This is a genomic window from Bradyrhizobium sp. USDA 223 (genome assembly GCF_044909005.1).
Taxonomy (GTDB): Bacteria; Pseudomonadota; Alphaproteobacteria; order Rhizobiales; family Xanthobacteraceae; genus Bradyrhizobium; species Bradyrhizobium yuanmingense.
The window spans coordinates 7118801-7139949 of record NZ_JBIYDR010000001.1; the positions used below are offsets into that span (position 1 = coordinate 7118801).

Below are 21149 nucleotides of genomic sequence, written 5' to 3' on the forward strand. Positions count from 1 at the left end.
CATGGATCACGAGCCCACCATATCGCAGGACGTCAGCGCCAAGCCTGGCCATCGCAACCCGGGCAAGGGCCGCGGGCTGGGGCGCGATGTGGTGGTCGCGTCCATCTGCGGCGGCGTGGTCGCGCTGATGGTCGGCGCCTCCTACGCGGCGGTGCCGTTCTACAATTGGTTCTGCCGCGCCACCGGCTTCAACGGCACGACGCAAGTGGCGACCTCTGCGCCGGCCACGGGCCCGATCGCGCGGAAGATCTCGGTGCGCTTCGATTCCAACGTCGCGCCCGGCCTGCCCTGGAAGTTCGAGCCGGAGCAGAGCGAGATCGAGGTCAATATCGGCCAGGTCGTGACGGTCTTCTACACCGTGACCAACCAGGCGGCGCGCGCCACTGCGGGCCAGGCCGCCTATAACGTCGCACCCCTGACGGTCGGCGCCTATTTCCAGAAGATCAACTGCTTCTGCTTCACCGAGCAGACCATGGCGCCCGGCGAGAAGCGCGAGATGCCGGTCGTATTCTACGTCGATCCGTCGATCGCCGCCGACCATGAGAACGACGGGCTGAGCACGATCACGCTGTCCTACACGTTCTATCCGGTGCGCGATCCCGTAGTGAAACCGCTGGCATCGGGCGAGGCCGACAAGCGCAAGGGAAATCTTTGACCGCAGGGCTCACGCGCGGGCGGTTGGACACAAGGGGATAGGTGCCGGACAGGCACGGGATTGAGGAGAGAGACGGAAATGGCCACGGCGCACACCAAGCATCACGACTATCACCTGGTCGATCCCTCTCCCTGGCCGGCCGTCGGCTCGCTCTCGGCCTTCATCATGGCGGTCGGCGCGGTCGCCTGGATGCACCACATGTTCTCGGCGGCGCCGATCGTGTTCGGCGTCGGCACCGTGGGCGTGCTCTACACCATGGCGAGCTGGTGGGCCGACGTGATCAAGGAAGCCCAGTACAAGGGCGACCACACCCGTGTCGTGCAGCTGCATCACCGCTACGGCATGATCCTGTTCATCGCCTCCGAGGTGATGTTCTTCGTCGCCTGGTTCTGGGCCTATTTCAACGCGGCGCTGTTTCCGGCCGATGCCGTCCACGCCACCCGCGATGCGGTGTTCGGTTGCGGCCTCGGCACGCAGCCCGGCGCCTGCGCGGTCCCGGGCACCTGGCCGCCGAAGGGCATCGAGACCTTCGATCCCTGGCATCTGCCGCTGCTGAACACGCTGATCCTGCTCACGTCAGGCACCACCGTGACCTGGGCGCACCACGCGCTGCTCGAGAACGACCGCCAGGGCCTGAAGTATGGCCTGATCCTCACCGTCGTGCTCGGCGCGCTCTTCACCTGCGTGCAGGCCTATGAGTATGCCCACGCGGCGTTCTCCTTCGGCGGCAACGTCTACGGCGCGACGTTCTTCATGGCGACCGGATTCCACGGCTTCCATGTGCTGGTCGGCACCATCTTCCTGCTGGTGTGCCTGTTCCGCGCCTATGCCGGCCACTTCACGCCGAAGCAGCATCTCGGCTTCGAGTTCGCGGCCTGGTACTGGCACTTCGTCGACGTGGTCTGGCTGTTCCTGTTCCTCTGCATCTACGTCTGGGGACGCGGCGCCGAGACCATGGCCAGCGCCGCGCACTGAGCCCGATCGAACAAGATCAGAAAGGGCGGCCGCAGGGCCGCCCTTTCGCTTTCCGGCTGCCCGAAGTTTCGTCGGAAACTGTGATAGAGTCGCCATCATGAACGACAGTGCCGGCACACCCCCGTCCGAAACCACCGTCCTGCAAAGCGCGCTGCGTGGGCTTGCCTGCAAATGCCCGCGCTGCGGCCAGGGCAAGCTTTATGCGGGCTTTCTGACGCTCGCGCCCGCATGCGACCGTTGCGGGCTCGACTATGCCTTCATCGATACCGGCGACGGCCCGGCGATCTTCATCATCATGCTGGCCGGCGGCATCGTCGTCGCGTGCGCCCTCATCGTCGAAGTCAAATACCAGCCGCCATATTGGCTGCATGCGGTGCTCTGGCTGCCGCTCATCCTCGCCACCACGCTGTTGCCGCTGCGCTCGATGAAGTCGTTGCTGATCGCGCTGCAATTCCACCACAAGGCGGCGCCGGGCCGGTTGGTCGATCGCGCGAAATGAACGAGCCTGCGTCGCGCAAGGCCCCCGTGGCCGGCTTCGCGCTGTTCACGCTGTTCCTCACGGCTGTGTTCGTGGCGCTCGGTGTCTGGCAGCTGCAGCGCCGCACCGCCAAGCACGAGTTGATTGCGGCGCTCACCGAGCGGCTTGCGGCCGCGCCGGTTGCGCTGCCGCCGCCCGCGCAATGGGCCGCGCTCAATCCCGCCCGCGACGAATTCCGCCGCGTCAGCTTCACCGCAACCTACGCAGCCCTCCCCGATGCAATGGTCTATTCCTCCGGCTCGGCGGTGCGCAAGGACGCCTCCGGCCCCGGCACCTGGGCGTTCCTGCCGGCGCGGCTTCCCGGCGGCGAGATGGTCGTGATCGACGCGGGTTTCGTCGAGAACACGATGCAGGACCGCGGCGTCGAGGATCGCGCGGTGAACAAGCTCGTCACGGGCCAACCGGTTGAGCTCACCGGCTATCTGCGCTTTCCCGAGGCGCCAAGCTGGCTGACTCCGGCGGAGAATCGCGGCAAGCGGCTCTGGTTCGTGCGCGATCATCTGGCAATCGCAAGCGTGCTGGGCTGGGGCACGGTTGCGCCGTTCTATATCGATCTCGAACGGCCCGCGCCGGCGAACGGCATCCCGCGTCCGGGACCGCTCCAGGTGAATCTCAAGGACGACCATCTGCAATATGCAATCACCTGGTTCACGCTTGCAGGCGCCGTGCTCATCGCCTTCGGCGTGTGGGCAAGAGGCCGGCGGCAGAGCTGAGCTCATTGGGGCATGATCCGGAAAGTGTGTAGCGGTTTTCCGAAAAGATCATGCTCAAACAATAAGGTCCATCAAGGGAACCCGGTATCGCCCGGGGTTTATTATTCAGCGCATATTCACGAGGGTAGTTCTAAGCCCGCCGGTATTGTCCGCGGCAGATTGGGTGCGGCGTGAGTGATTTCGACCAGATGGGAATTATCGTCGACTGGGTGGATGCCTGCCGTAAGGGCGACCTCACAGCCCTGCTCGACCTCTATGCCGACGACGCGCAGCTCGAATGCACGTGCGACGGCGCGCGGCGCTATCGTGGCCGGAGCGAGATCGAGGCCTATTGGCAACCGCGGCTCAGCGCCTTCTCCTTGGCGGGGTTCGGGCTGGAAGAGATCAATCCCGCGCCCCACGGCATCCACCTCGAATATTCCGTCGCCGGCGCGCTGCGCATTCAGGCCTCGTTCCGCTTCAGCCCGGATGGCAAGATCCACAGCACGCTGTGCGAACCGGCGCGACAGAATGCGCATGATGGTTGCGCCTGCTGAACTAGCCTGGTGACGGAACGTCCCGCATCGTCTCCGCCGGAAGGCGGCAGCGCACGTAGGTTCGGTCATCCACGCGCAACAGCGATAGCGATCCGCTGAGCGCGCGCACGCGCTCATGCATGCCGGTCAGGCCCCGGCCGAAGACGTTGTCCGCAGGGAAGCCGCCGCCATCGTCGGAGATCTCGACGACGAGCGTCTTGTCGGCAACCGTCGCCTGCACATGTGCGTTGCCCGCGTTGGCATGTCGCAGCACGTTGGTCAGTGCCTCCTGGATCACGCGATAGACGGTCTGCGCCAGCGGTCCGCCGATTGCGCTGAGATCGCGATCGATCGCGTCCGTCAGCACGATATGAGGTGCCTGCTTGCGAAAATTCCGGAGCAGCGTTTGCACGCTGCTCGAAAGGCCGAGCTCTTCGATATAGAGCGGCCGCAGCCGGTCGAGGATGCGGCGGTTGGTCTGCTGCAGGGCCTCGACCGATTGCAGCAGGTCCTGTGCCGAATTGCCGAGATGTCCCGTTGGCTCGGAGGCATCGGTCAGCGCGATCGTGCCGGCGCGGATGCTGAAGAGGAGGGGCCCGAGCTCGTCGTGCAGTTCGCGGGCGAGATCGCGCCGCTCGTCATCTTGCAGCGACACCAGGCGGTGCATCAGATCGCGATTGTCCTGGCTGAGTTGCGCCAGCGTTGCAGCCAGCGCGTTCGCCTCCTCGCAGCCTTGCCGGATTTCCGCTGGGCCTCGGACCGGAATTGGGCTCGTGTAGTCGCCCCGCCGTATTCGCGTGAGACCTTCGCCGAGATGTTGCAGGGGGCGCAGGGCCGAACCGGCGAAGACATAGGCAACGGTGCCGGTGAGCACCATCAGGACAGCGACCAGGCTGGTCAGCGCAAGGAAGCCGATCCACTTCTCGAACAAGTCGGCCGATATGTCCGGGAAGAACACGATATCGCCGACATGTCTGCCGTCTATGACGATCGGAAACGCCGCTTCCATCTCTGGTATGGTGATGAGGTTGACGAACCATTGCGGAACCTTCTTCAGGTTGCGCAAGTCTTTCGGAGAAGGCGGGGGACCTCCGTCCATGCGGCGGAATTGAATATCCGTGGAGGCGTCCAAGGACCGAACAAATGCATCGAGGGTCTTTTGCGGATTGTCCGATGCGCGCAGGGTGCTGTTGAGCGCGGCGGCGATGGTCTGGATCGAGCGTCGAGCCGGCTCGTGTTCATCAGCTACCTGACCTGGTGCAAATATCTGCAGTAATATGCCGCCCAGGATCAGGGCTGCGAGAAGGCTCGCGCCGAGCGGGAGAAACAATTGCGTTCGGAACGAAAGTCGTCGCCACATTAGGTCAATTCTAGCGCGTATCGGCCGGATTTGCTCTTTCCATTTATTCCCGGCGGGCTATGACTCGAAAAACAAGAGAGTGCGCGATGCAAGATACCGCCAAGCTGGCGACGAGGGTCCTGATCGTCGACGACCATCCCGTGGTGCTGTCGGGCTGCCGCACCCTGTTCGCATCCGACCATTCAATCCGCATTGACGAGGCGAGCGATGCCAAATCCGGGCATCGCGCCTATGTCAGCAAGCGGCCCGACGTCACCGTGATCGACATCAGCCTGCCCGACGTCTCCGGGTTCGAGCTGATGCGGCGTATCCGCAAGGACGACCCCGACGCCAAGATCATCATGTTCAGCATGAACGACGATCCGGCGTTCGTCGTGCGGGCCGTCGAGCTCGGGGCGCAGGGCTATGTCTCCAAAGGCGACGACCCCAGGATCCTGCTCAAAGCGGTGCGCAAGGTGGTCGCGGGTGACAACTTCATCTCGCCGCAGCTTGCGGAAGCCGTGACGTTTTCCGGCGCGGCGATCAAGGCCAACCCCGCGTCACAGATGACGCCGCGGGAGCTCGAAATTCTTCGCTTGCTCGGACGCGGCGACAAGATCGTCGAGGTCGCCGAGGCGCTCGGCATCTCCTACAAGACCGTCGCCAACACCACGTCCCTGCTCAAGCAGAAGCTTGGCGCCAAGAACCATTCCGACCTGATCCGGATCGCAGTGGAAATCGGGATGAACTGACTTTCGCCAGCGACCGAACCGGCTGCTCCGGGATGCAGCGGTTCGGCCGACGGATCGACGCCGCCGTTGGCCGGGCAATGCGTTGGACAACGGGCTGACACCCATCCGCCGACACAATGGGCCGAGGCTGTATTCGTTCCCGCGGCTGATTCGGGAAAAAGCGGAGTTCAGGGGCAAGGATCACTGACAGGACTTGGCTGCAACTGCCAAAACGAACCAGAGCCCGGATCGGGAAAAATAGGAACATTCGACGCGCGCGGGGTTTGGACTTGACGATTTCGTGACAGGCGACGAAAGCTTGCCGGAACAGTTTTGAGGGGTCGGCGACCCCGATGAGGCAACCGGTCTGCACACAACGACAGACCTTCCAAGAGAAGGGCTGCGGCAATGCCGCAGCCCTTTTTCATTGGGCGAGGGGTAGGTCGGAAGCGGTTTCCCGATGCCGCAAAACACTCTATGGTGGTTCAAAGCCACCGGCTGTTGACAAGTAATTACGTAAAATCAAAGGCTTAAGGGTCGAGCTTAGGGGCCCGGCCGCCTTTGGAGGGCAGTTTGACTCGCTATATCTCGACCCGGGGCGAAGCCCCCGAACTCGGCTTTTGTGACGTGATGCTGACCGGGCTTGCCCGCGACGGCGGCCTGTATGTGCCTGCGGTGTGGCCGCAGCTTCCGAGCGAGACGATCGCCGGCTTCTTCGGCCGCCCCTATTGGGAGGTCGCGGTCGACGTGATTCGTCCCTTCGCCGGCGGTGAGATTTCCGACGCCGAGCTCGGGCGCATGGCGAACGAGGCCTATGCCACCTTCCGCCATCCTGCGGTGGTGCCGCTGCGCCAGATGTCCCCGCACCAGTTCGTGCTGGAGCTGTTCCACGGTCCGACGCTCGCCTTCAAGGACGTGGCGATGCAGCTGATCTCGCGGCTGATGGACCATGTGCTCGAAAAGCGCGGCCAGCGCACCACCATCGTGGTCGCGACGTCAGGCGATACCGGCGGCGCCGCGGTCGAAGCCTTTGCGGGCCTCGAGAACGTCGATCTCATCGTGCTGTTTCCGCACGGCCGCATCTCCGAGGTGCAGCGGCGGATGATGACCACGACGGGCGCGGCCAACGTCCATGCGCTCGCCATCGAAGGCACCTTCGACGACTGCCAGGCTCTCGTTAAGGGGATGTTCAACAACCATCGCTTCCGCGATGCGACCTCGCTCTCCGGCGTCAATTCCATCAACTGGGCGCGCATCGTCGCACAGGTGGTCTACTATTTCACTTCCGCCGTCGCGGTCGGTGCTCCGGCGCGCGCGGTCGATTTCGTCGTTCCGACGGGCAATTTCGGCGACATCTTCGCCGGCTACGTCGCCAAGCGCATGGGGCTGCCGGTGCGCACCCTGCGCATCGCCGCCAACGTCAACGACATCCTGGCGCGCACGCTGAAGACCGGCATCTACGAGGTGCGTGAGGTGCACGCGACGGCATCGCCGTCGATGGACATCCAGATCTCCTCGAACTTCGAACGGCTGCTGTTCGAGGCCGGCCGGCGCGATGGCGCCGGCGTGCGTCGCCTGATGGAACAGCTGAAGCAGTCCGGCCGCTTCGTGCTACCCGATGCGACACTCGCCGCGATCCGCGAGGAGTTCGATGCCGGGCGCGCCGACGAGACCGAGACTGCGGCTGCGATCCGCGCCGCCTGGCGCGAAGCAGGCGAGCTGGTCGATCCTCATACCGCCGTGGCGCTCGCCGTCGCGGACCGCGACACCACCGATACGAAGGTGCCGAGCATCGTGCTCTCCACCGCCCATCCGGCCAAGTTCCCCGACGCCGTCGAGGCGGCTTGCGGCCAGCGGCCGCAATTGCCGGCCTGGCTCGACGGGCTGATGACCAAATCCGAACACATGAGGGTGATGAAGAACGATCAGGTCGAGCTCGAGCGGTTCGTGCTGTCCGCCAGCCGCGCCGCAAAGCAGGGAGTTGCCGGATGAGCGTCGAGATGTCCAAGCTTGCCTCCGGCCTCACCGTCGTCACCGACGAGATGCCCCACCTTGAGACGGCGGCGCTCGGCGTCTGGGCCGGCGTCGGCGGACGCGACGAGAAGCCGAACGAGCACGGCATCTCGCATCTGTTGGAACACATGGCGTTCAAGGGCACGACCAGGCGCTCCTCGCGCGAGATCGTCGAGGAGATCGAGGCGGTCGGCGGCGACCTCAATGCCGGCACCTCGACCGAGACCACGTCCTATTACGCGCGGGTGCTGAAGGCCGACGTGCCGCTCGCGCTCGACGTGCTCGCCGACATCCTTGCCAACCCCGCCTTCGAGCCCGACGAGCTGGAGCGCGAGAAGAACGTCATCGTGCAGGAGATCGGTGCCGCGCAGGACACGCCCGATGACGTCGTGTTCGAGCATCTGAACGAACTCTGCTATCCCGACCAGCCGATGGGCCGTTCGCTGCTTGGTACCGCCAAGACGCTGCGCGCCTTCAACCGCGACATGCTGCGCGGCTATCTGTCGACGCATTATCGCGGGCCCGACATGGTGGTGGCCGCGGCCGGGGCGGTCGATCACGGCCAAGTCGTCGCGGAGGTCGAAAAGCGTTTTGCGAGCTTCGAGGGGACGCCCGGGCCGAAGCCGCAGGCCGCTCGGTTCGGCCAGGGCGGCGCCAAGGTGGTGCATCGCGAGCTCGAGCAGGCGCATCTGACGCTGGCGCTCGAAGGGGTGCCGCAGACCGATCCTTCGCTGTTCTCGCTGCAGGTCTTCACCAATGTCCTCGGCGGCGGAATGTCGTCGCGCCTGTTCCAGGAGGTGCGCGAGAAGCGCGGCCTCTGCTACTCCATCTATACCTTCCACGCGCCCTACACCGATACCGGCTTCTTCGGCCTCTATACCGGCACCGATCCCGCCGATGCGCCGGAGATGATGGAGGTCGTGGTCGACATCATGAACGAATCGGTGGAGACGCTGACCGACGCCGAGATCGCCCGGGCCAAGGCACAGATGAAGGCGGGTCTGCTGATGGCGCTGGAGAGCTGCTCCTCCCGCGCCGAGCAGCTCGCCCGGCATGTGCTGGCCTACGGGCGCCCGCAGACAGTGCAGGAACTGGTCGCCCGGATCGACGCCGTCAGCATCGAATCGACCCGGGACGCGGCCCGTGCGCTGCTGTCGCGCAGCCGGCCTGCGGTCGTCGCATTGGGCAGCGGCAGGGGTCTGGACACGGCGGTGTCTTTTGCGGAAGGATTGACACGGGCGCGCGCCAAGGCGCGGCTGCATTAGGAGCCGCGCGCGGGCCTCGCCCCGGGAAGCATCACCATGGCCCTCTTTCGCCTGCCATCCAGTGGACCCGCCGCCCTGGCGCCGCGCGGCAACGGGCTGCTCCTGCGCGCGCCGCAAATGTCCGACTTCCTGCAATGGGCTCATTTGCGCGAGACCAGCCGCGACTATCTGACGCCTTGGGAGCCGATCTGGCCGTCCGACGATCTCACCCGCTCCGGCTTCCGCCGCCGCCTGCGCCGCTATGCCGAAGATATCGCCGCGGACCGCTCCTATCCCTTTCTGATCTTCCGTGAGCTCGACAGCGCCCTGGTCGGCGGCATCACGCTCGCCAATGTCCGGCGTGGCATCGTGCAGGCCGGGACCATCGGCTATTGGGTCGGCCAGCCCTATGCCCACCGCGGCTACATGACGGCCGCACTGCGGGTGCTGCTGCCGACGCTGTTCGGCGAGCTCAATCTGCACCGGGTCGAGGCCGCCTGCATCCCGACCAATGCGCCGTCGATCCGGGTGCTGGAGAAGTGCGGCTTCTCGCGCGAGGGCCTGGCGCGCCGCTATCTCTGCATCAACGGGGTCTGGCAGGATCACCTGCTGTTCGGCCTGCTGCACGAGGACTTCCGCGGCTGAGCAGCCTGATGGATGCGGCCTAATCCCTTTTTGCCGCCTTGGGTTCGCCGATATTGGCGATATAACCCGGCCGGAACATTGTCATGGAGTACGGGTGTTGATGGTGCAGGAGCTTCGGTCATCGCGGACGAGGTTGCGGCGGGGCGCAGCGGTCGTGCTGGCATTATCGGTCGGGCTCGCCTCCGTCTCGCCGGTGGCGGCGCAGTCGTTGACCGACCGCTTCAAGAGCCTGTTCGGCGGCAAGTCCGACGAGCCGGCGGAGCCGAAGCCGGCGCCTGCGCCCGGGCAGCCGGCGGAAGACGACCTCGATTGCCCGCAGGTCACGGTGCGCGCGGGCGCCTCGACCTACGCGGTCGGCGCCAGCGGCAAGCCGGCGGTCGGCAATGACATCCGCTTCCAGGCCTCGATCACCAAGATGGCGCGCGAATGCTTGCGCAGCAGTGCCGGCATCACGGCCCGGATCGGCATCCAGGGCCGTGTCATCGCCGGCCCCGCCGGGGCGCCTGCCTCCGTCGAGGTGCCGCTGCGCATCGCCGTCGTGCAGGGCGGCGTCGGCGAGAAGGTGATCGCCTCGAAGGCCTACCGGACCACGGTGGCGATGTCGGAAGGCGGCAGCGTGCCCTTCACCTTCGTCGCCGAGGATCTGGCCTATCCGGTGCCGGCGCCCGCGGTTGCCGATACCTACATCTTCTATGTCGGCTTCGACCCGCAGGCGCTCTCGCCGGAGAAGGCTAAGCCGAGGAAGAAGTAGCTTCAGTTCAAGGTCTCGTGCCCCGGACGCGGCTCAGCGCTCCCGGGGATGTGAAGCGTATCGTCCGGTGCGGTGCGACGCAGAGCCGGGGCCCACGCCGCGGCATGCTGGGTCCCGGCTCTGCGGAGCAGCGTTGCACGCTGCACCGCGTCCGGGACACGAGAGACCAGCACAAACAAAAAAGCCGGCGCTCGTCGCGCCGGCTTTTTGATTGGGTAAGGCAAATCCCTCAGTTCAGCTTCTGCCTGACTTCGTTGATGCCCTTGGCGAGCAGGTCGTCGGCGATCTGGCCCTTGACTGACTGCGACAGGATCGTGGAGGCAGCCTGCACGGCGGCTTCCGCGGCGGCTGCCCGGACGTCCGCTAGAGCCTGAGCCTCGGCGAGTGCGATCTTGCCCTCGGCGGTCTTGGTGCGGCGGGTGACGAAATCTTCCAATTTCGCCTTGGCCTCTGCTGCGATGCGCTCCGCTTCGGCGTTCGCGTTGGCGATGATGTCGGCGGCCTCGCGCTCGGCACCGGCAGTGCGCGCCTTGTAGTCGGCGAGCACCTTGGTGGCCTCCTGCTTGAGGCGCGCCGCCTCGTCCAGCTCGGCCTTGATACGAGCGGCGCGATGATCGAGCGCCGACATCGCCGTCTTGAACACCCCCACATAGGCGAAGATCACCATCAGGATCACGAAGGCGACGGCGACCCAAAACTCAGGTGTGAAGAACATCGAGACTAACCCTTCAAGGTCGCGTCAACGGCGGCATTGACCGACGCTGCATCCGGAACGACGCCCGTGAGCTGTTGAACGATGGTGCCGGCTGCATCGGCCGCGATGCCGCGGACGTTGCTCATGGCGGTCGCGCGGGTCGAGGCAATGGTCTTCTCCGCCTCGGTGAGCTTGGCGGACAGTTGCTCTTCCAGCGCCTTGCGTTCGGCTTCCGCCTGCGCATTCGCCTTCTCGCGGGATTCGTTGCCGATCGCCTGTGCACGTGCGCGCGCCGACGCGAGCTCGCCTTCATAGGCCTTGAGCGCCGCCTCGGACTGGTCCTTCAGCTTCTGCGCTTCGGCGAGATCGCCCTCGATCTTGTTCTGACGCGCCTCGATCGCACCCCCGACACGCGGCAGCGCGAACCGGGAGACGATCAGATACAGCGCGACGAAGGCGATCGCGAGCGACACCAGTTGCGAAGCAAAGGTGCTGCTCTCGAAAGGCGGAAAGCCACCGCCGTGGTGACCGCCATCGGCCTCCGTGTGAGCGCCGGTACCTTTGGCGCCGCCATGACTTTCAGCCATGGAGTTCTCCTGTTGCTGTCAGACGCGCCGCCTCCCACCAGGAAGCGGCGCGAAACGCGTTCAGAGCGGGACGAACAGCAGCAGCAGAGCGATCAGCAGCGAGAAGATGCCGAGCGCTTCGGTCACGGCGAAGCCGAAGATCAGGTTGCCGAACTGGCCCTGAGCAGCTGCCGGGTTGCGCATGGCTGCGGACAGATAGTTGCCGAAGATGAAGGCCACGCCGATGCCGGCGCCGCCCATGCCGATGCACGCGATGCCCGCGCCGAGAAACTTAGCTGCTTGCGGATCCATTTTTGACTCCTTGGAAGAAAGACAGGTGTGGGTGGAAAAGCACCCGGATCACTCAGTGTCCAGGGTGAATGGCGTCGTTGAGGTAGATACAGGTCAAGATCGCAAACACATAGGCTTGCAGGAACGCGACCAGCAGTTCGAGCGCGGTGAGCGCGACGGCGAGCGCCAGCGGCATGACCCCGCCGATCCAGCCGACCACGCCAAGAGACGCGCCGAGCATGGCAACGAAGCCGGCGAACACCTTCAGCGCGATGTGGCCGGCGAGCATGTTCGCGAACAGTCGAACGCTGTGCGAGACCGGCCGCAGGAAGAACGACAGCACCTCAATCGCCATGACCAGCGGCAGGATGTAGCCCGGAACGCCCGAGGGGACGAACACTTTCAGGAACTTCAGGCCGTTCTTGTAGAGGCCGTAGATCAGGACCGTGAAGAACACCAGCAGCGCCAGCGCCGCAGTGACGATGAGATGGCTCGTCACGGTGAACGTGTACGGAACGATGCCTACGAGGTTCGAGACGCAGATGAACATGAACAGCGAGAAGATCAGCGGGAAGAACCGCATGCCATCCGCTCCGGCAGTGCTGCGGATCATGCTGGCCACGAACTCATAGGAGAGCTCGGCCACCGACTGCAGACGCCCCGGAACCAGCTGCTTGCCGCTGGTGAGCAGAAGCAGCGCAATGATCCCCACCGCGACAAACATGTAGAGAGAGGCATTGGTGAAGGCGATCGTGTGATCGCCGATACGGCCGATCGTGAAGAGCGGTTCGACGTTGAACTGATGGATCGGGTCGATTTTCATCCGCGCGGCATCTCTCGTCTGCTGGACAAGCCGACCAGTGAAGATTGGTCGGCCGGCTGTGCCGGCGAGCGGCACGACAGTTAACCCGGCTAGGCCAATTACGAACCACCGCGCCTGTTCGGACCCGCGCCTGCCGTTCTCACCACATTCACCACGCCGGCGATGAAGCCCAGCAGCAGGAACGCGATGAATCCGAAAGGCGACGTCGACAGCAAGTGGTCGAACCCCCAGCCAATCCCCGCTCCGACAGCGACGCCGGCGATCAACTCCGAGGATAGTCGGAAACCAAGCGCCATCGCCGAGGCTCTGGCCGCTTTGTCTCCATCGTCACCTGCGGGTTGCTCGGTCTTGGCCCGGCGGTCGCGAAATTCGGACAACCGCTGATCAAGATTTCCGAGCCGATCGGAAAGCGCGGCTTCCTCGGACGATCTATCGCGATCTCCATCCTCGCCGTGTCCCGTGCCCTGTGTCATGCAACGAAGACCCGAAACGCTGCGGCTGAATGGAAATTGCGCCCGTCACCCTCAAAAGCCGCGCGGACCATACTGATGGCCCATAATCAAGTCAAGCCAAGTCACGATTGCGTCGCTTCCGATTATGTATTTGATTTACTTGATGATATTGACGCGCACGGCAGCGCTGCACACAGCGTGACGCCGCACCGCAGCAGGTCTGCTTGCGAACGGCGGACGCAGCCGTGCTTTCGCCGCGCTCGCGGGATCAAAGAAGCCGCCGCGTTCGTTGATTTCGGGGCGGCTTTTTGGCGGCGGATTGCCGGCTGGGGGTGTAGAATTGCAGCCGCAGCCGCAGCAGTGCCGGGGCGGAGACAATGATGAGACCTGCGCCGTCATCCACGACATCATGGCTCGCGGCGGCGGCCGCGGTGATGGTGGTCAGCGGCGGCCTCGTGGCCGCGCAATCTGCGCCCGACGGCGAAAATGGCCGCTACAGCATGACGCCCATCCCCGAGGGCGTGCTGCGGCTCGACACGCGCACCGGCACGGTGTCGACCTGCACCAGGAACGGCGCCGGTTGGGCCTGCTACGCGGTGCCCGACGAGCGGACTGCGCTCGACACCGAGATCGGCAGGCTCCAGGCCGAGGTCGAGCGGCTGAAGGCACAGCTCGCGGCGGGGCCGACGGTATCGGGCAAGATCGACGAGGCGCTGCCGAAATCCGATCCACTCAGGAAACCCGAGCCCAAGGTCGCCGAGGGCGAGCGTAAGATCGAGATCCCGCTGCCGAGCGAGCAGGACGTCGACCGCATGATGACGTTCCTGGAAAAGGCCTGGCGGCGGCTGATCGACATGGCCAACCGCGTGCAGAAAGACGTGTCGGGGAAGATCTGATGCGGGCCCCTCCATGACATCAGCCAGATCCGTCACCCGCTCCGCACCATCGTCCGTGCAGGCAACCACCGTCACATCGACACTGCTCACCGTGCAGACGCCTGGCCGCGGCTTCACTGATCTGACCAGCGAGGTTGCGAGATTCATCGCCGAGGCGCACGCGGGTGAGGGCGCGTTGACGCTGTTCATCCGCCACACCTCGGCCTCGCTGACGATCCAGGAGAACGCCGATCCCTCCGTGCTGGTCGATCTCACCACGGCACTGTCGCGGCTCGCGCCGGAGAACGCCGGGTGGAGCCATGATACCGAGGGACCCGACGACATGCCGGCCCACATCAAGACCATGCTGACGCAGACTTCGCTCCAGGTCCCGGTCCTGAACGGCAGGCTCGCGCTCGGCACCTGGCAGGCGATCTATCTGATCGAGCATCGCAGCCGCCCGCACCGCCGTGAGATCGTGCTGCAATTCATCGGCAGCAACCGGTAGAGCGTTTTCGAGCGAAGTGGGTACCGGTTCGCGTGAAGAAAACGCGTCCAAGCAAGAACCACACAAAGCAAAACCGGCCGCGGAGACCGCGGCCGGTTGGTGTCGTCGATTGCTGCTGCGATCAGGTCGCCTTGATGTCGACGTCCTTGGTTTCCGGCAGGAACAGGAAGCCGATCACCACGGTAATCGAGGCGAAGATGATCGGGTACCACAGACCGGCATAGATGTCGCCGGTCGAGGCCACGATGGCGAAGGCGGTGGCGGGCAGGAGGCCGCCGAACCAGCCGTTGCCGATGTGGTAGGGCAGCGACATCGAGGTGTAGCGGATGCGGGTCGGGAACAATTCGACCAGCATCGCCGCGATCGGGCCGTACACCATGGTCACGAACAGGACCAGGACGAACAGCAGACCGATGATCGCCGCCGGCTGCGGACGGAAGACGTCGAACGGATGCGACATCTTCACGATGCCGGTGTCACCCGCCTTGGGATAGCCAGCCGCCTGCACCGCGGCGAGAACCGCCGGGTTGCTGTCCTTGGCGTTGGCGTAGGGCACGTCCTTGCCGTTGACCACGACCTTCACGCCCGAGCCGGCCGGACCCGAACTCGTCGTGTACCTGACCGACGATTGCGACAGGTAGGCGCGTGCGGTGTCGCAAGGCGCGGTGAACACGCGGGTGCCGACCGGGTTGAACAGATCGCCGCAGCCGGCGGGATCGGCCACCACCTCGACCTTGACCGACTCGATGGCCTTTTCCAGCGCCGGGTTGGCGTTGGACGTGATCATCTTGAAGATCGGGAAGAATGTGAGGGCCGCGATCAGACAGCCGCCGAGGATGATCGGCTTGCGGCCGATCTTGTCGGAGAGCGCACCGAACACGATGAAGAAGCCGGTGCCGAGCAGCAGCGACCACGCAATCAGGAGGTTGGCGGTGTAGCCGTCGACCTTCAGGATCGATTGCAGGAAGAACAGCGCGTAGAACTGGCCGGTGTACCAGACCACGCCCTGGCCCATGACGCCGCCGAGCAGGGCGAGCAGCACGAGCTTGCCGTTCTGCCAATTGCCGAAGGCTTCTGTCAGCGGCGCCTTCGAACTCTTCCCCTCTTCCTTCATCTTCTGGAAGATCGGCGATTCGTTGAGGCGGAGCCGGATCCAGACCGAGATGCCGAGCAGCAGCACGGAGACGAGGAACGGAATGCGCCAGCCCCACGCCGCGAAATCGGCCTCACCGAGCGCGGTGCGGGTGAACAGGATCACCAGCAGCGACAGGAATAGGCCGAGGGTCGCCGTGGTCTGGATGAAGGAGGTGTAGAAGCCGCGCTTGCCGTTCGGCGCGTGCTCCGCGACGTAGGTCGCCGCACCGCCATATTCGCCGCCGAGCGCCAGGCCCTGGGCCAGACGCAGGATGATCAGGATGATCGGGGCCGCGATGCCGATGGTGGCTGCGTTGGGCAACAGGCCGACGATGAAGGTCGACAGGCCCATGATGAGGATGGTGACGAGGAAGGTGTACTTGCGGCCGACGATGTCGCCGACACGGCCGAACACGATCGCGCCGAACGGGCGTACCAGGAAGCCGGCGGCAAACGCCAGCAGCGCGAAGATGTCGCGGGTTGCCGGCGGATAGGCCGAGAAGAACTGCGCACCGATGATGCCGGCCAGCGAGCCGTAGAGATAGAAGTCGTACCACTCGAAGACGGTACCGAGCGAGGAGGCGAGAATGACGAACCGTTCGTCCTTCGTCATCCCCTGCGCGCTCGATTGAGACACAGCCATTGTCGTCATTCCGATTCGCTCCCGCTTGCTTTTTTGGATTCAAAAACTGATCCGCGCCATAAAGGCGCGCAATTAATCAAGGTGAGCACTTACATGCTTGCCGCGTCCGGCCCAATAGTACTTTCGGCTCGAACCGACTTTTGGATGAGACGCAAGGAGCGAGTGCGCCTAAAAAATTGTCAGGGATCGGAAGGATCGCGAAGCTATCCTGGCAAAGAGCGACAGGGTGCAGGAGCGAAATACCGTCGCCGATCTGCAGAAAAACTGGGAAGCCGGTGCGACGGTCCACATCACCACGGACACCAGCGTGGTCGGCGCGCAAATGCCAGGATAGATCTCTCGCATCAGTGTCGAGATTGTTTCTTGCGGATGCGACTGGAGCCGGCGTTCTTCCTTTGGAAGACACAGCCGCATCTCGGCTTCGGTGATGGTCTTCTGGTCCGCGCCTCCCGCTTTCAGGATAGGCACAAATGCCAATCTTTGGCGCAAATGGTTGCCTCGCGCCTTCCGAAGTCTAGACTAAAGTCCAATGAAGGATAAGGCCAACGCGATCGTCCACATCACGATGGAAATGATCGCGGTCCAGCACGCGAACAGAAGATAGGTTTCCCGCATGACTGCTGAGATCGTTTGCTGCGCATGAGCTTGAGGCGGACGGCGCTCCTTGGGAAGATAAAGCCACATCTCGGTCCGGCGGTGATCCTTGGTTCGGGCTTCGCGGGCCTTGAACGCGAGCACAAGCGTCATTGTCATGCTGAGAAAACCTCCCGCCTGAAACGCGGCGCGCGGGAGGAAGGACAGGCCGATCATGACGCAGAAGATGGCTAACGAGGCGAACCCGCAAGCGCGCAGCACAATCGCATAGGCGATACGGCGCACCTCTTCCATGAGCCGCTACTCCGTCGATCGAAATTGATCAGCCACATCGATTGAGGGAACTGAGCCCAGCCTAGCGCCGGCAGAAGCGGTCCTCAACCATGCGATGAACGGCTACAGTCCGATCTGGAGAAAGTTCCCGACGGCCGGTAGCGCGAGGATCGCGGTGCCGGCAAGCCACAGCCACAGCGAGACATTGTTCGATTCGGCGGTGCCGGTGATCCGCTCATAGATCGCCGCCGGGATTCCGCCAAGAATGACTGTGGCGGTCGAGACCATCAGCGAGGCGAACATCAGCGTCAGGGACAGATTTCCAAACAGCAGCGGACCGGCGAGCATCTGCACGTAAAGGAGTGTGAAGATCAGCGCCAGCTGGTTGAATATGCCGTTGATCATTCCGAAAAACGCAATTGCTACGAAATAGTAGTTGCGGCTCATCCGGCCGCTCCGCCGAGCCGAGGGGCGAGATTGAACAACAGCAATGTGTAGTGAAACGCGACGCGCAGCCAGAACAGCCAGACGAAGCCGAACAGCCACAGTACGACCGGAGGAGTTACCCTCGGTGTCACGACCGCGACGGCCGCTACGACGGGATCGGTGATTCGGCAAAAGAATCGCCAGATGTAGTTCGGCGAGTCCGCATCGACCATCAGACCCAGCAGGACGCGGCCAAGCAAGGTGTACATCAATGCCGCCAGCAGGAAATTGGGCAGGTGGAAGTACCAGTATGCGGCTAGTGACGTTGTGTCCAAGGACGCTTCTCCTCGCGACCGGCAGCTCAATCCTCAACCGGCATCTTGTGCGACAATGGCAAGGGCATTGTGTCCCGACAAGACTGGCATTTCAGACAAGACAAAGACGGGGCCCAAGGGGGGGCCCCGTCTGGCGACTTTGGCGCTGCGATGCCTCAGGTAGTCTTTTCCTCGAGCACCGTCCTGCCTCGCGGCCTCCTGATGTCATCGACATAGGCCTGCATTTCCCTCGACGGCTCCCTGCCGAGCAGGCTGACGACATAGATGACGAGGAAGCCGAGCGGGGCTCCGAGCAGTCCGCAGGCGATGTTGGTAAGGTTGAACCAGCCGACCTTGTTGGCCAGCGGGTGCGCGAGCGTCGGGAAGCTCTCCATGGCGTTGGGCAGCGCCATCGCCTTGGCGATATCGACCAGCGGCGCACCGGTGGCCGGATTGAGCAGCGACGTCATGCCGAAGTACTTCACGCCCGCACCCGGGAAGTAGCGCGTGGTCACGAGGTAGAACAAGCAGAGCCCGAAGCCGGCGATGATGCCGCAGACCGCACCGGCCGCCGTCGTGCGTTTCCACCAGACACCCATCACGAGGGCCGGGAAGTTGCCCGCCATTGCAAGCGAGAATGCCCAGCCGACCATGGCCAGGATGTCCGCCGGCTTGGTAGCTGCCGTCGCAGCCGCGACCACGGCGACGCCCACGAGAAGAACACGCGCCACCGTGAGGCGGCGGATGGTCGGCGCGTTCGGGTCGATCATCTTGTAGTAGATGTCGTGCGACAACGCGTTCGCGATGGCGAGCAGCAGCCCGTCAGCGGTGGACAAGGCGGCGGCGAGACCGCCGGCCGCCACGAGACCCGAAATCACATACGGAAGGCCCGCGATTTCCGGCGTCGATAGCACGATCACGTCCGTGTTGATGACGAAGTCCTGCAGCCGCACCACGCCGGGATGTCCGGCAATCGCCTTGCAGGCCGCAACGACAGCATCAATGCTGGCCGCGTTCTTGCCGCAGATCTGGATCAGCCCAAGCTCACCCCAGGTGAATAACCATGGGCGGATTGCCGTCAGGTCCCTGCCGATGATGTTGGTATAGACCTCCAGCTTGGAGAAAGCCGCGTAAGCCGGCGCCGAGAAGTACAGCAGGAAGATGAACAGCAGCGACCATGCCACGGACTGGCGCGCCTCACGCACTGACGGCGTGGTGAAATAGCGCATCAGGATATGCGGCAGCGAAGCCGTGCCGACCATCATGCACATGATGATTGCGAAAAAGTTGAGCGGGCTATAGTTGATGAACGGCTGGATATGCGGCTTGAGCGCCGCGGCTGTCGCCAGACCCGACGCCAGCATCCCCTGCTCTCGCGCGGTGATGTCGGCGATCGCCTGTCCGTAGGTGAGCTGCGGAAGCGGAATTCCATACTTCATGGTGGACAGGATCACGATCGGCGTCAGATAGGCGATAATGAGAACGATGTACTGCGCGATCTGCGTCCACGTCACCGCGCGCATGCCGCCGAGCATGGCGCAAAGCAGGATGCCGACCAGGCCCGCGAACACCGCAAGCTCGAACTGCATGCCGAGGAATCGCGATGCGATAAGGCCGGTGCCGTAGATCTGCGCCGTCACATAGGTGAAGGAGCAGGCAACCAGCACGATCACACCGAGAATTCGGGCAAAGTTGCCGCCGTAACGGAACGACAGGAAGTCGGGCACCGTATAGGCACCGAACTTGCGCAGATACGGTCCGATCAGGATCGACACCAGCACAAATCCGCCAGTCCATCCAAGCACCCAGGCGAGGCCGTCATAGCCAAGCAGGAACAGGGTGCCGGCCATGCCGACGAAGGATGCCGCCGACATCCAGTCGGCGCCCGTTGCCATGCCGTTGTAGAAAGCGGGGACGCGCCGGCCGGCGACGTAGTATTCCGAGACCTGCGCGGTTCGCGTCATGACGCCAATGATGGCGTAGACCGCAAGCGTGAAGAACACGAACAGGTAGCCCAGGATCTTGTTGGGAACGCCGGCCTGCTCGAGAAATGCAAGCAACAGGATGAATGCGAGGAACCCACCCGTGTAGGTGCCGTACATCTTGCCCAGATTCTTGATGAAGTCCGAAGTGCTTGTCGTGGCTTCCGTGGCCATGGTCCGTCTCCTCCCCTCAATCGTCCTCAGCAAAATCAAATTCGCGATCGATCCTGTCCTGCTGTTTCGCAAACACGAACAGCATCACCACGAACACGATAAGCGACCCCTGCGCCGCCATATAGAAGCCGAGCGGAAAACCGAGGATCGGGATGACGATCTTGTTGAGGGGATCCACGAACATATGGATGATGAAGCCGAAGAAGAACCAGATGCCGAGATGCGTGAACATCAGGCGCGAGGTCTTCGCCCAGTGCGCTACTTCTCTCTCTTTCAGATTTGTTGAATCGATCATGGGTTGCAATCCTCCCTCAAGAGCCGGTTCGCCAATGCGCCGGAATTGAACGGTCGAGGGATTGCAATCCCACAACTGCGGCGTCCCCCGCGCCGCTGCTTCCGTCGATCTTTTGCCGATTGGGAAGCGAGCTGAGGCTAACACTGCAGGTTACCAAGGCTTATTATACTTTCGGCGGGAAAATTTGTTGCAGCTGCTAATAGCGATGCTGCATTGAAACATGGAGTTTCCAGATGCTGCCCTTGCCGAACGCACCGGACGATCTGGCAGGTTAGGCAAATGAAGCTGTTCGAAGGGTTCTTTCGTCCCCGGCCGCCGATTGGCGATCGCAAGGCGCTTGCCGACTTCATCGACGCGCAGTCGGCATTCATCGTGCAAAAGGGCATTTACGAGTATTCGCGTGCCCGCGCTGGCCATTACGCCAAGGTGCTGTTTGCCGAGGAAGGCTTTGCACAAGCCGTCGAACGGTCGCGCTGGCAGGCTTATCCGCTCGGGCTTGCGATGGTCGGCGAGATGGTCGAGGGGGTATTGCGCCCACATGCCGGCATGCAGCGCCGGGCGGTTCTCGACCAGATGATCCTCGTCGTCCTCTCGGTTTTCGACCGTTACCCCGTGCCGCCGTCGCTCGGCGAGGACGCCTGGCTTGAGGCCCGGCGCGAGCTGGAGCAGAGGCTCGACCTCGTTGGCGGGCATGCGCCCAAGCGCGTGATGGACATTCCCGAGCCGCTGGTGGAAACCTATTTTGCGATGATGCCGATCCACGAAAAACTGCGCGGACGGGATTTCGAGACGATCCGCAATTACCTGCGTGTCAGCCTGTGCAACATCCATGACGAATTGGTCGATCGCATCGATGCGGCTGCCGTGACCAACAGGCTGCTGGCGTAGGATCGCCCGGCCTCTGCCAATGCCCGGCTTGCCGGCCGGCATCGCACGGTCCGGGCCTTCCGAGGGAGGACGATGGATACGACGAGTGGTGCTGCCCC

Annotated in this window: 25 protein-coding genes; 13 read left to right on the plus strand and 12 right to left on the minus strand. The window is 63.7% G+C overall.

From position 1 onward, the window contains the following. The first annotated feature begins 1 nt into the window (after position 1). The 5 genes from ABIA40_RS33095 to ABIA40_RS33115 all read left to right on the plus strand — a co-directional run bounded on the left by ABIA40_RS33095 (position 2) and on the right by ABIA40_RS33115 (position 3417). On the plus strand, positions 2 to 655 hold the full coding sequence (locus ABIA40_RS33095; protein WP_035996588.1) for a cytochrome c oxidase assembly protein: 654 nt from the start codon (positions 2 to 4) through the stop codon (positions 653 to 655). 78 nt (positions 656 to 733) lie between these two features. Beyond that, positions 734 to 1630, plus strand: a complete 897-nt coding sequence (locus ABIA40_RS33100; RefSeq protein WP_035996590.1) for a cytochrome c oxidase subunit 3 — start codon at positions 734 to 736, stop codon at positions 1628 to 1630. Positions 1631 to 1727: 97 nt separating this feature from the next. After that, entirely contained in the window at positions 1728 to 2129 is a 402-nt protein-coding gene (locus tag ABIA40_RS33105; protein WP_035996593.1) for a DUF983 domain-containing protein, read from the plus strand. After that, a complete protein-coding gene (locus tag ABIA40_RS33110) occupies positions 2126 to 2881 on the plus strand; it encodes an SURF1 family protein (protein ID WP_271546247.1) in 756 nt (251 codons plus the stop codon). The genes ABIA40_RS33105 and ABIA40_RS33110 overlap by 4 nt, the downstream gene beginning before the upstream one ends. Positions 2882 to 3051: 170 nt before the next feature. Beyond that, a complete protein-coding gene (locus tag ABIA40_RS33115) occupies positions 3052 to 3417 on the plus strand; it encodes a nuclear transport factor 2 family protein (protein WP_404545462.1) in 366 nt (121 codons plus the stop codon). 1 nt (position 3418) lies between these two features. Here the strand turns inward: ABIA40_RS33115 and ABIA40_RS33120 are convergent, their stop codons facing one another. After that, positions 3419 to 4756 carry a histidine kinase gene (locus ABIA40_RS33120; protein ID WP_404545463.1) on the minus strand — a complete coding sequence of 446 codons (1338 nt, stop codon included), beginning with the start codon at positions 4754 to 4756 and terminating at the stop codon, positions 3419 to 3421. An 86-nt stretch (positions 4757 to 4842) separates the two neighbouring features. Between ABIA40_RS33120 and ABIA40_RS33125 the strand changes: the two genes are divergently transcribed. The 5 genes from ABIA40_RS33125 to ABIA40_RS33145 all read left to right on the plus strand — a co-directional run bounded on the left by ABIA40_RS33125 (position 4843) and on the right by ABIA40_RS33145 (position 10119). Further along, complete coding sequence (locus ABIA40_RS33125) at positions 4843 to 5487, plus strand: response regulator transcription factor (RefSeq protein ID WP_028178165.1); 645 nt, start codon at positions 4843 to 4845, stop codon at positions 5485 to 5487. A gap of 552 nt (positions 5488 to 6039) precedes the next feature. After that, positions 6040 to 7458, plus strand: a complete 1419-nt coding sequence (gene thrC, locus ABIA40_RS33130; RefSeq protein ID WP_036040215.1) for a threonine synthase — start codon at positions 6040 to 6042, stop codon at positions 7456 to 7458. Next, positions 7455 to 8744, plus strand: a complete 1290-nt coding sequence (locus tag ABIA40_RS33135) for a pitrilysin family protein (protein ID WP_036040217.1) — start codon at positions 7455 to 7457, stop codon at positions 8742 to 8744. The genes thrC and ABIA40_RS33135 overlap by 4 nt, the downstream gene beginning before the upstream one ends. 36 nt (positions 8745 to 8780) lie before the next feature. Next, positions 8781 to 9368: a GNAT family N-acetyltransferase gene (locus tag ABIA40_RS33140; protein ID WP_157285664.1), complete on the plus strand. Its 588-nt coding sequence runs from the start codon at positions 8781 to 8783 to the stop codon at positions 9366 to 9368. A gap of 100 nt (positions 9369 to 9468) precedes the next feature. Beyond that, positions 9469 to 10119, plus strand: coding sequence for a hypothetical protein (locus ABIA40_RS33145; RefSeq protein ID WP_260347528.1), 651 nt, complete (start codon positions 9469 to 9471; stop codon positions 10117 to 10119). A 229-nt stretch (positions 10120 to 10348) separates the two neighbouring features. Here the strand turns inward: ABIA40_RS33145 and ABIA40_RS33150 are convergent, their stop codons facing one another. The 5 genes from ABIA40_RS33150 to ABIA40_RS33170 form a co-directional block, all read right to left on the minus strand. Then, positions 10349 to 10834 carry an ATP F0F1 synthase subunit B gene (locus ABIA40_RS33150; RefSeq protein ID WP_035996616.1) on the minus strand — a complete coding sequence of 162 codons (486 nt, stop codon included), beginning with the start codon at positions 10832 to 10834 and terminating at the stop codon, positions 10349 to 10351. A 5-nt stretch (positions 10835 to 10839) separates the two neighbouring features. Beyond that, entirely contained in the window at positions 10840 to 11400 is a 561-nt protein-coding gene (locus ABIA40_RS33155) for a F0F1 ATP synthase subunit B (RefSeq protein WP_404545466.1), read from the minus strand. Between the two features lie 60 nt (positions 11401 to 11460). Beyond that, on the minus strand, positions 11461 to 11691 hold the full coding sequence (locus ABIA40_RS33160) for a F0F1 ATP synthase subunit C (RefSeq protein ID WP_008541273.1): 231 nt from the start codon (positions 11689 to 11691) through the stop codon (positions 11461 to 11463). A 52-nt stretch (positions 11692 to 11743) separates the two neighbouring features. After that, positions 11744 to 12493, minus strand: coding sequence for a F0F1 ATP synthase subunit A (locus ABIA40_RS33165; protein WP_035996621.1), 750 nt, complete (start codon positions 12491 to 12493; stop codon positions 11744 to 11746). Between the two features lie 98 nt (positions 12494 to 12591). Then, a complete protein-coding gene (locus ABIA40_RS33170) occupies positions 12592 to 12966 on the minus strand; it encodes an AtpZ/AtpI family protein (RefSeq protein ID WP_271546232.1) in 375 nt (124 codons plus the stop codon). Positions 12967 to 13325: 359 nt separating this feature from the next. On the opposite strand from ABIA40_RS33170, the gene ABIA40_RS33175 reads away from it, so the two are divergent. Together ABIA40_RS33175 and ABIA40_RS33180 are read left to right on the plus strand one after the other, a co-directional pair. Further along, complete coding sequence (locus tag ABIA40_RS33175) at positions 13326 to 13841, plus strand: hypothetical protein (RefSeq protein ID WP_404545468.1); 516 nt, start codon at positions 13326 to 13328, stop codon at positions 13839 to 13841. Between the two features lie 13 nt (positions 13842 to 13854). Further along, entirely contained in the window at positions 13855 to 14328 is a 474-nt protein-coding gene (locus tag ABIA40_RS33180) for a secondary thiamine-phosphate synthase enzyme YjbQ (protein WP_275510869.1), read from the plus strand. A 121-nt stretch (positions 14329 to 14449) separates the two neighbouring features. Here the strand turns inward: ABIA40_RS33180 and ABIA40_RS33185 are convergent, their stop codons facing one another. The 6 genes from ABIA40_RS33185 to ABIA40_RS33210 all read right to left on the minus strand — a co-directional run bounded on the left by ABIA40_RS33185 (position 14450) and on the right by ABIA40_RS33210 (position 20163). Continuing rightward, positions 14450 to 16075, minus strand: coding sequence for an MFS transporter (locus tag ABIA40_RS33185; RefSeq protein WP_198399889.1), 1626 nt, complete (start codon positions 16073 to 16075; stop codon positions 14450 to 14452). A gap of 549 nt (positions 16076 to 16624) precedes the next feature. Next, positions 16625 to 16993, minus strand: coding sequence for a hypothetical protein (locus tag ABIA40_RS33190; protein ID WP_157285660.1), 369 nt, complete (start codon positions 16991 to 16993; stop codon positions 16625 to 16627). A gap of 102 nt (positions 16994 to 17095) precedes the next feature. Beyond that, positions 17096 to 17419, minus strand: a complete 324-nt coding sequence (locus ABIA40_RS33195; protein WP_157285659.1) for a hypothetical protein — start codon at positions 17417 to 17419, stop codon at positions 17096 to 17098. Then, positions 17416 to 17733 (minus strand): YggT family protein, encoded by a 318-nt coding sequence (locus ABIA40_RS33200; RefSeq protein WP_157285658.1) that lies wholly within the window; start codon positions 17731 to 17733, stop codon positions 17416 to 17418. Before ABIA40_RS33200 ends, ABIA40_RS33195 begins: the two co-directional genes overlap by 4 nt. A 155-nt stretch (positions 17734 to 17888) precedes the next feature. Beyond that, positions 17889 to 19868: a sodium:solute symporter family protein gene (locus tag ABIA40_RS33205; RefSeq protein WP_157285657.1), complete on the minus strand. Its 1980-nt coding sequence runs from the start codon at positions 19866 to 19868 to the stop codon at positions 17889 to 17891. Positions 19869 to 19884: 16 nt separating this feature from the next. Continuing rightward, entirely contained in the window at positions 19885 to 20163 is a 279-nt protein-coding gene (locus ABIA40_RS33210; protein ID WP_404545470.1) for a DUF4212 domain-containing protein, read from the minus strand. A 279-nt stretch (positions 20164 to 20442) separates the two neighbouring features. On the opposite strand from ABIA40_RS33210, the gene ABIA40_RS33215 reads away from it, so the two are divergent. Beyond that, positions 20443 to 21051, plus strand: a complete 609-nt coding sequence (locus tag ABIA40_RS33215) for a hypothetical protein (RefSeq protein WP_404545472.1) — start codon at positions 20443 to 20445, stop codon at positions 21049 to 21051. Positions 21052 to 21149: the final 98 nt, after the last annotated feature.

Coding starts and splice junctions, on each gene's coding strand:
- ABIA40_RS33095 (WP_035996588.1), top strand. CDS start 2: ATGGATCACGAGCCCACCATATCGCAGGACGTCAGCGCCAAGCCTGGC.
- ABIA40_RS33100 (WP_035996590.1), top strand. CDS start 734: ATGGCCACGGCGCACACCAAGCATCACGACTATCACCTGGTCGATCCC.
- ABIA40_RS33105 (WP_035996593.1), top strand. CDS start 1,728: ATGAACGACAGTGCCGGCACACCCCCGTCCGAAACCACCGTCCTGCAA.
- ABIA40_RS33110 (WP_271546247.1), top strand. CDS start 2,126: ATGAACGAGCCTGCGTCGCGCAAGGCCCCCGTGGCCGGCTTCGCGCTG.
- ABIA40_RS33120 (WP_404545463.1), bottom strand. CDS start 4,756: ATGTGGCGACGACTTTCGTTCCGAACGCAATTGTTTCTCCCGCTCGGC.
- ABIA40_RS33125 (WP_028178165.1), top strand. CDS start 4,843: ATGCAAGATACCGCCAAGCTGGCGACGAGGGTCCTGATCGTCGACGAC.
- ABIA40_RS33135 (WP_036040217.1), top strand. CDS start 7,455: ATGAGCGTCGAGATGTCCAAGCTTGCCTCCGGCCTCACCGTCGTCACC.
- ABIA40_RS33140 (WP_157285664.1), top strand. CDS start 8,781: ATGGCCCTCTTTCGCCTGCCATCCAGTGGACCCGCCGCCCTGGCGCCG.
- ABIA40_RS33145 (WP_260347528.1), top strand. CDS start 9,469: ATGGTGCAGGAGCTTCGGTCATCGCGGACGAGGTTGCGGCGGGGCGCA.
- ABIA40_RS33150 (WP_035996616.1), bottom strand. CDS start 10,834: ATGTTCTTCACACCTGAGTTTTGGGTCGCCGTCGCCTTCGTGATCCTG.
- ABIA40_RS33155 (WP_404545466.1), bottom strand. CDS start 11,400: ATGGCTGAAAGTCATGGCGGCGCCAAAGGTACCGGCGCTCACACGGAG.
- ABIA40_RS33160 (WP_008541273.1), bottom strand. CDS start 11,691: ATGGATCCGCAAGCAGCTAAGTTTCTCGGCGCGGGCATCGCGTGCATC.
- ABIA40_RS33165 (WP_035996621.1), bottom strand. CDS start 12,493: ATGAAAATCGACCCGATCCATCAGTTCAACGTCGAACCGCTCTTCACG.
- ABIA40_RS33170 (WP_271546232.1), bottom strand. CDS start 12,966: ATGACACAGGGCACGGGACACGGCGAGGATGGAGATCGCGATAGATCG.
- ABIA40_RS33175 (WP_404545468.1), top strand. CDS start 13,326: ATGAGACCTGCGCCGTCATCCACGACATCATGGCTCGCGGCGGCGGCC.
- ABIA40_RS33180 (WP_275510869.1), top strand. CDS start 13,855: ATGACATCAGCCAGATCCGTCACCCGCTCCGCACCATCGTCCGTGCAG.
- ABIA40_RS33185 (WP_198399889.1), bottom strand. CDS start 16,075: ATGACGAAGGACGAACGGTTCGTCATTCTCGCCTCCTCGCTCGGTACC.
- ABIA40_RS33190 (WP_157285660.1), bottom strand. CDS start 16,993: ATGGAAGAGGTGCGCCGTATCGCCTATGCGATTGTGCTGCGCGCTTGC.
- ABIA40_RS33195 (WP_157285659.1), bottom strand. CDS start 17,419: ATGAGCCGCAACTACTATTTCGTAGCAATTGCGTTTTTCGGAATGATC.
- ABIA40_RS33205 (WP_157285657.1), bottom strand. CDS start 19,868: ATGGCCACGGAAGCCACGACAAGCACTTCGGACTTCATCAAGAATCTG.
- ABIA40_RS33210 (WP_404545470.1), bottom strand. CDS start 20,163: ATGATCGATTCAACAAATCTGAAAGAGAGAGAAGTAGCGCACTGGGCG.
- ABIA40_RS33215 (WP_404545472.1), top strand. CDS start 20,443: ATGAAGCTGTTCGAAGGGTTCTTTCGTCCCCGGCCGCCGATTGGCGAT.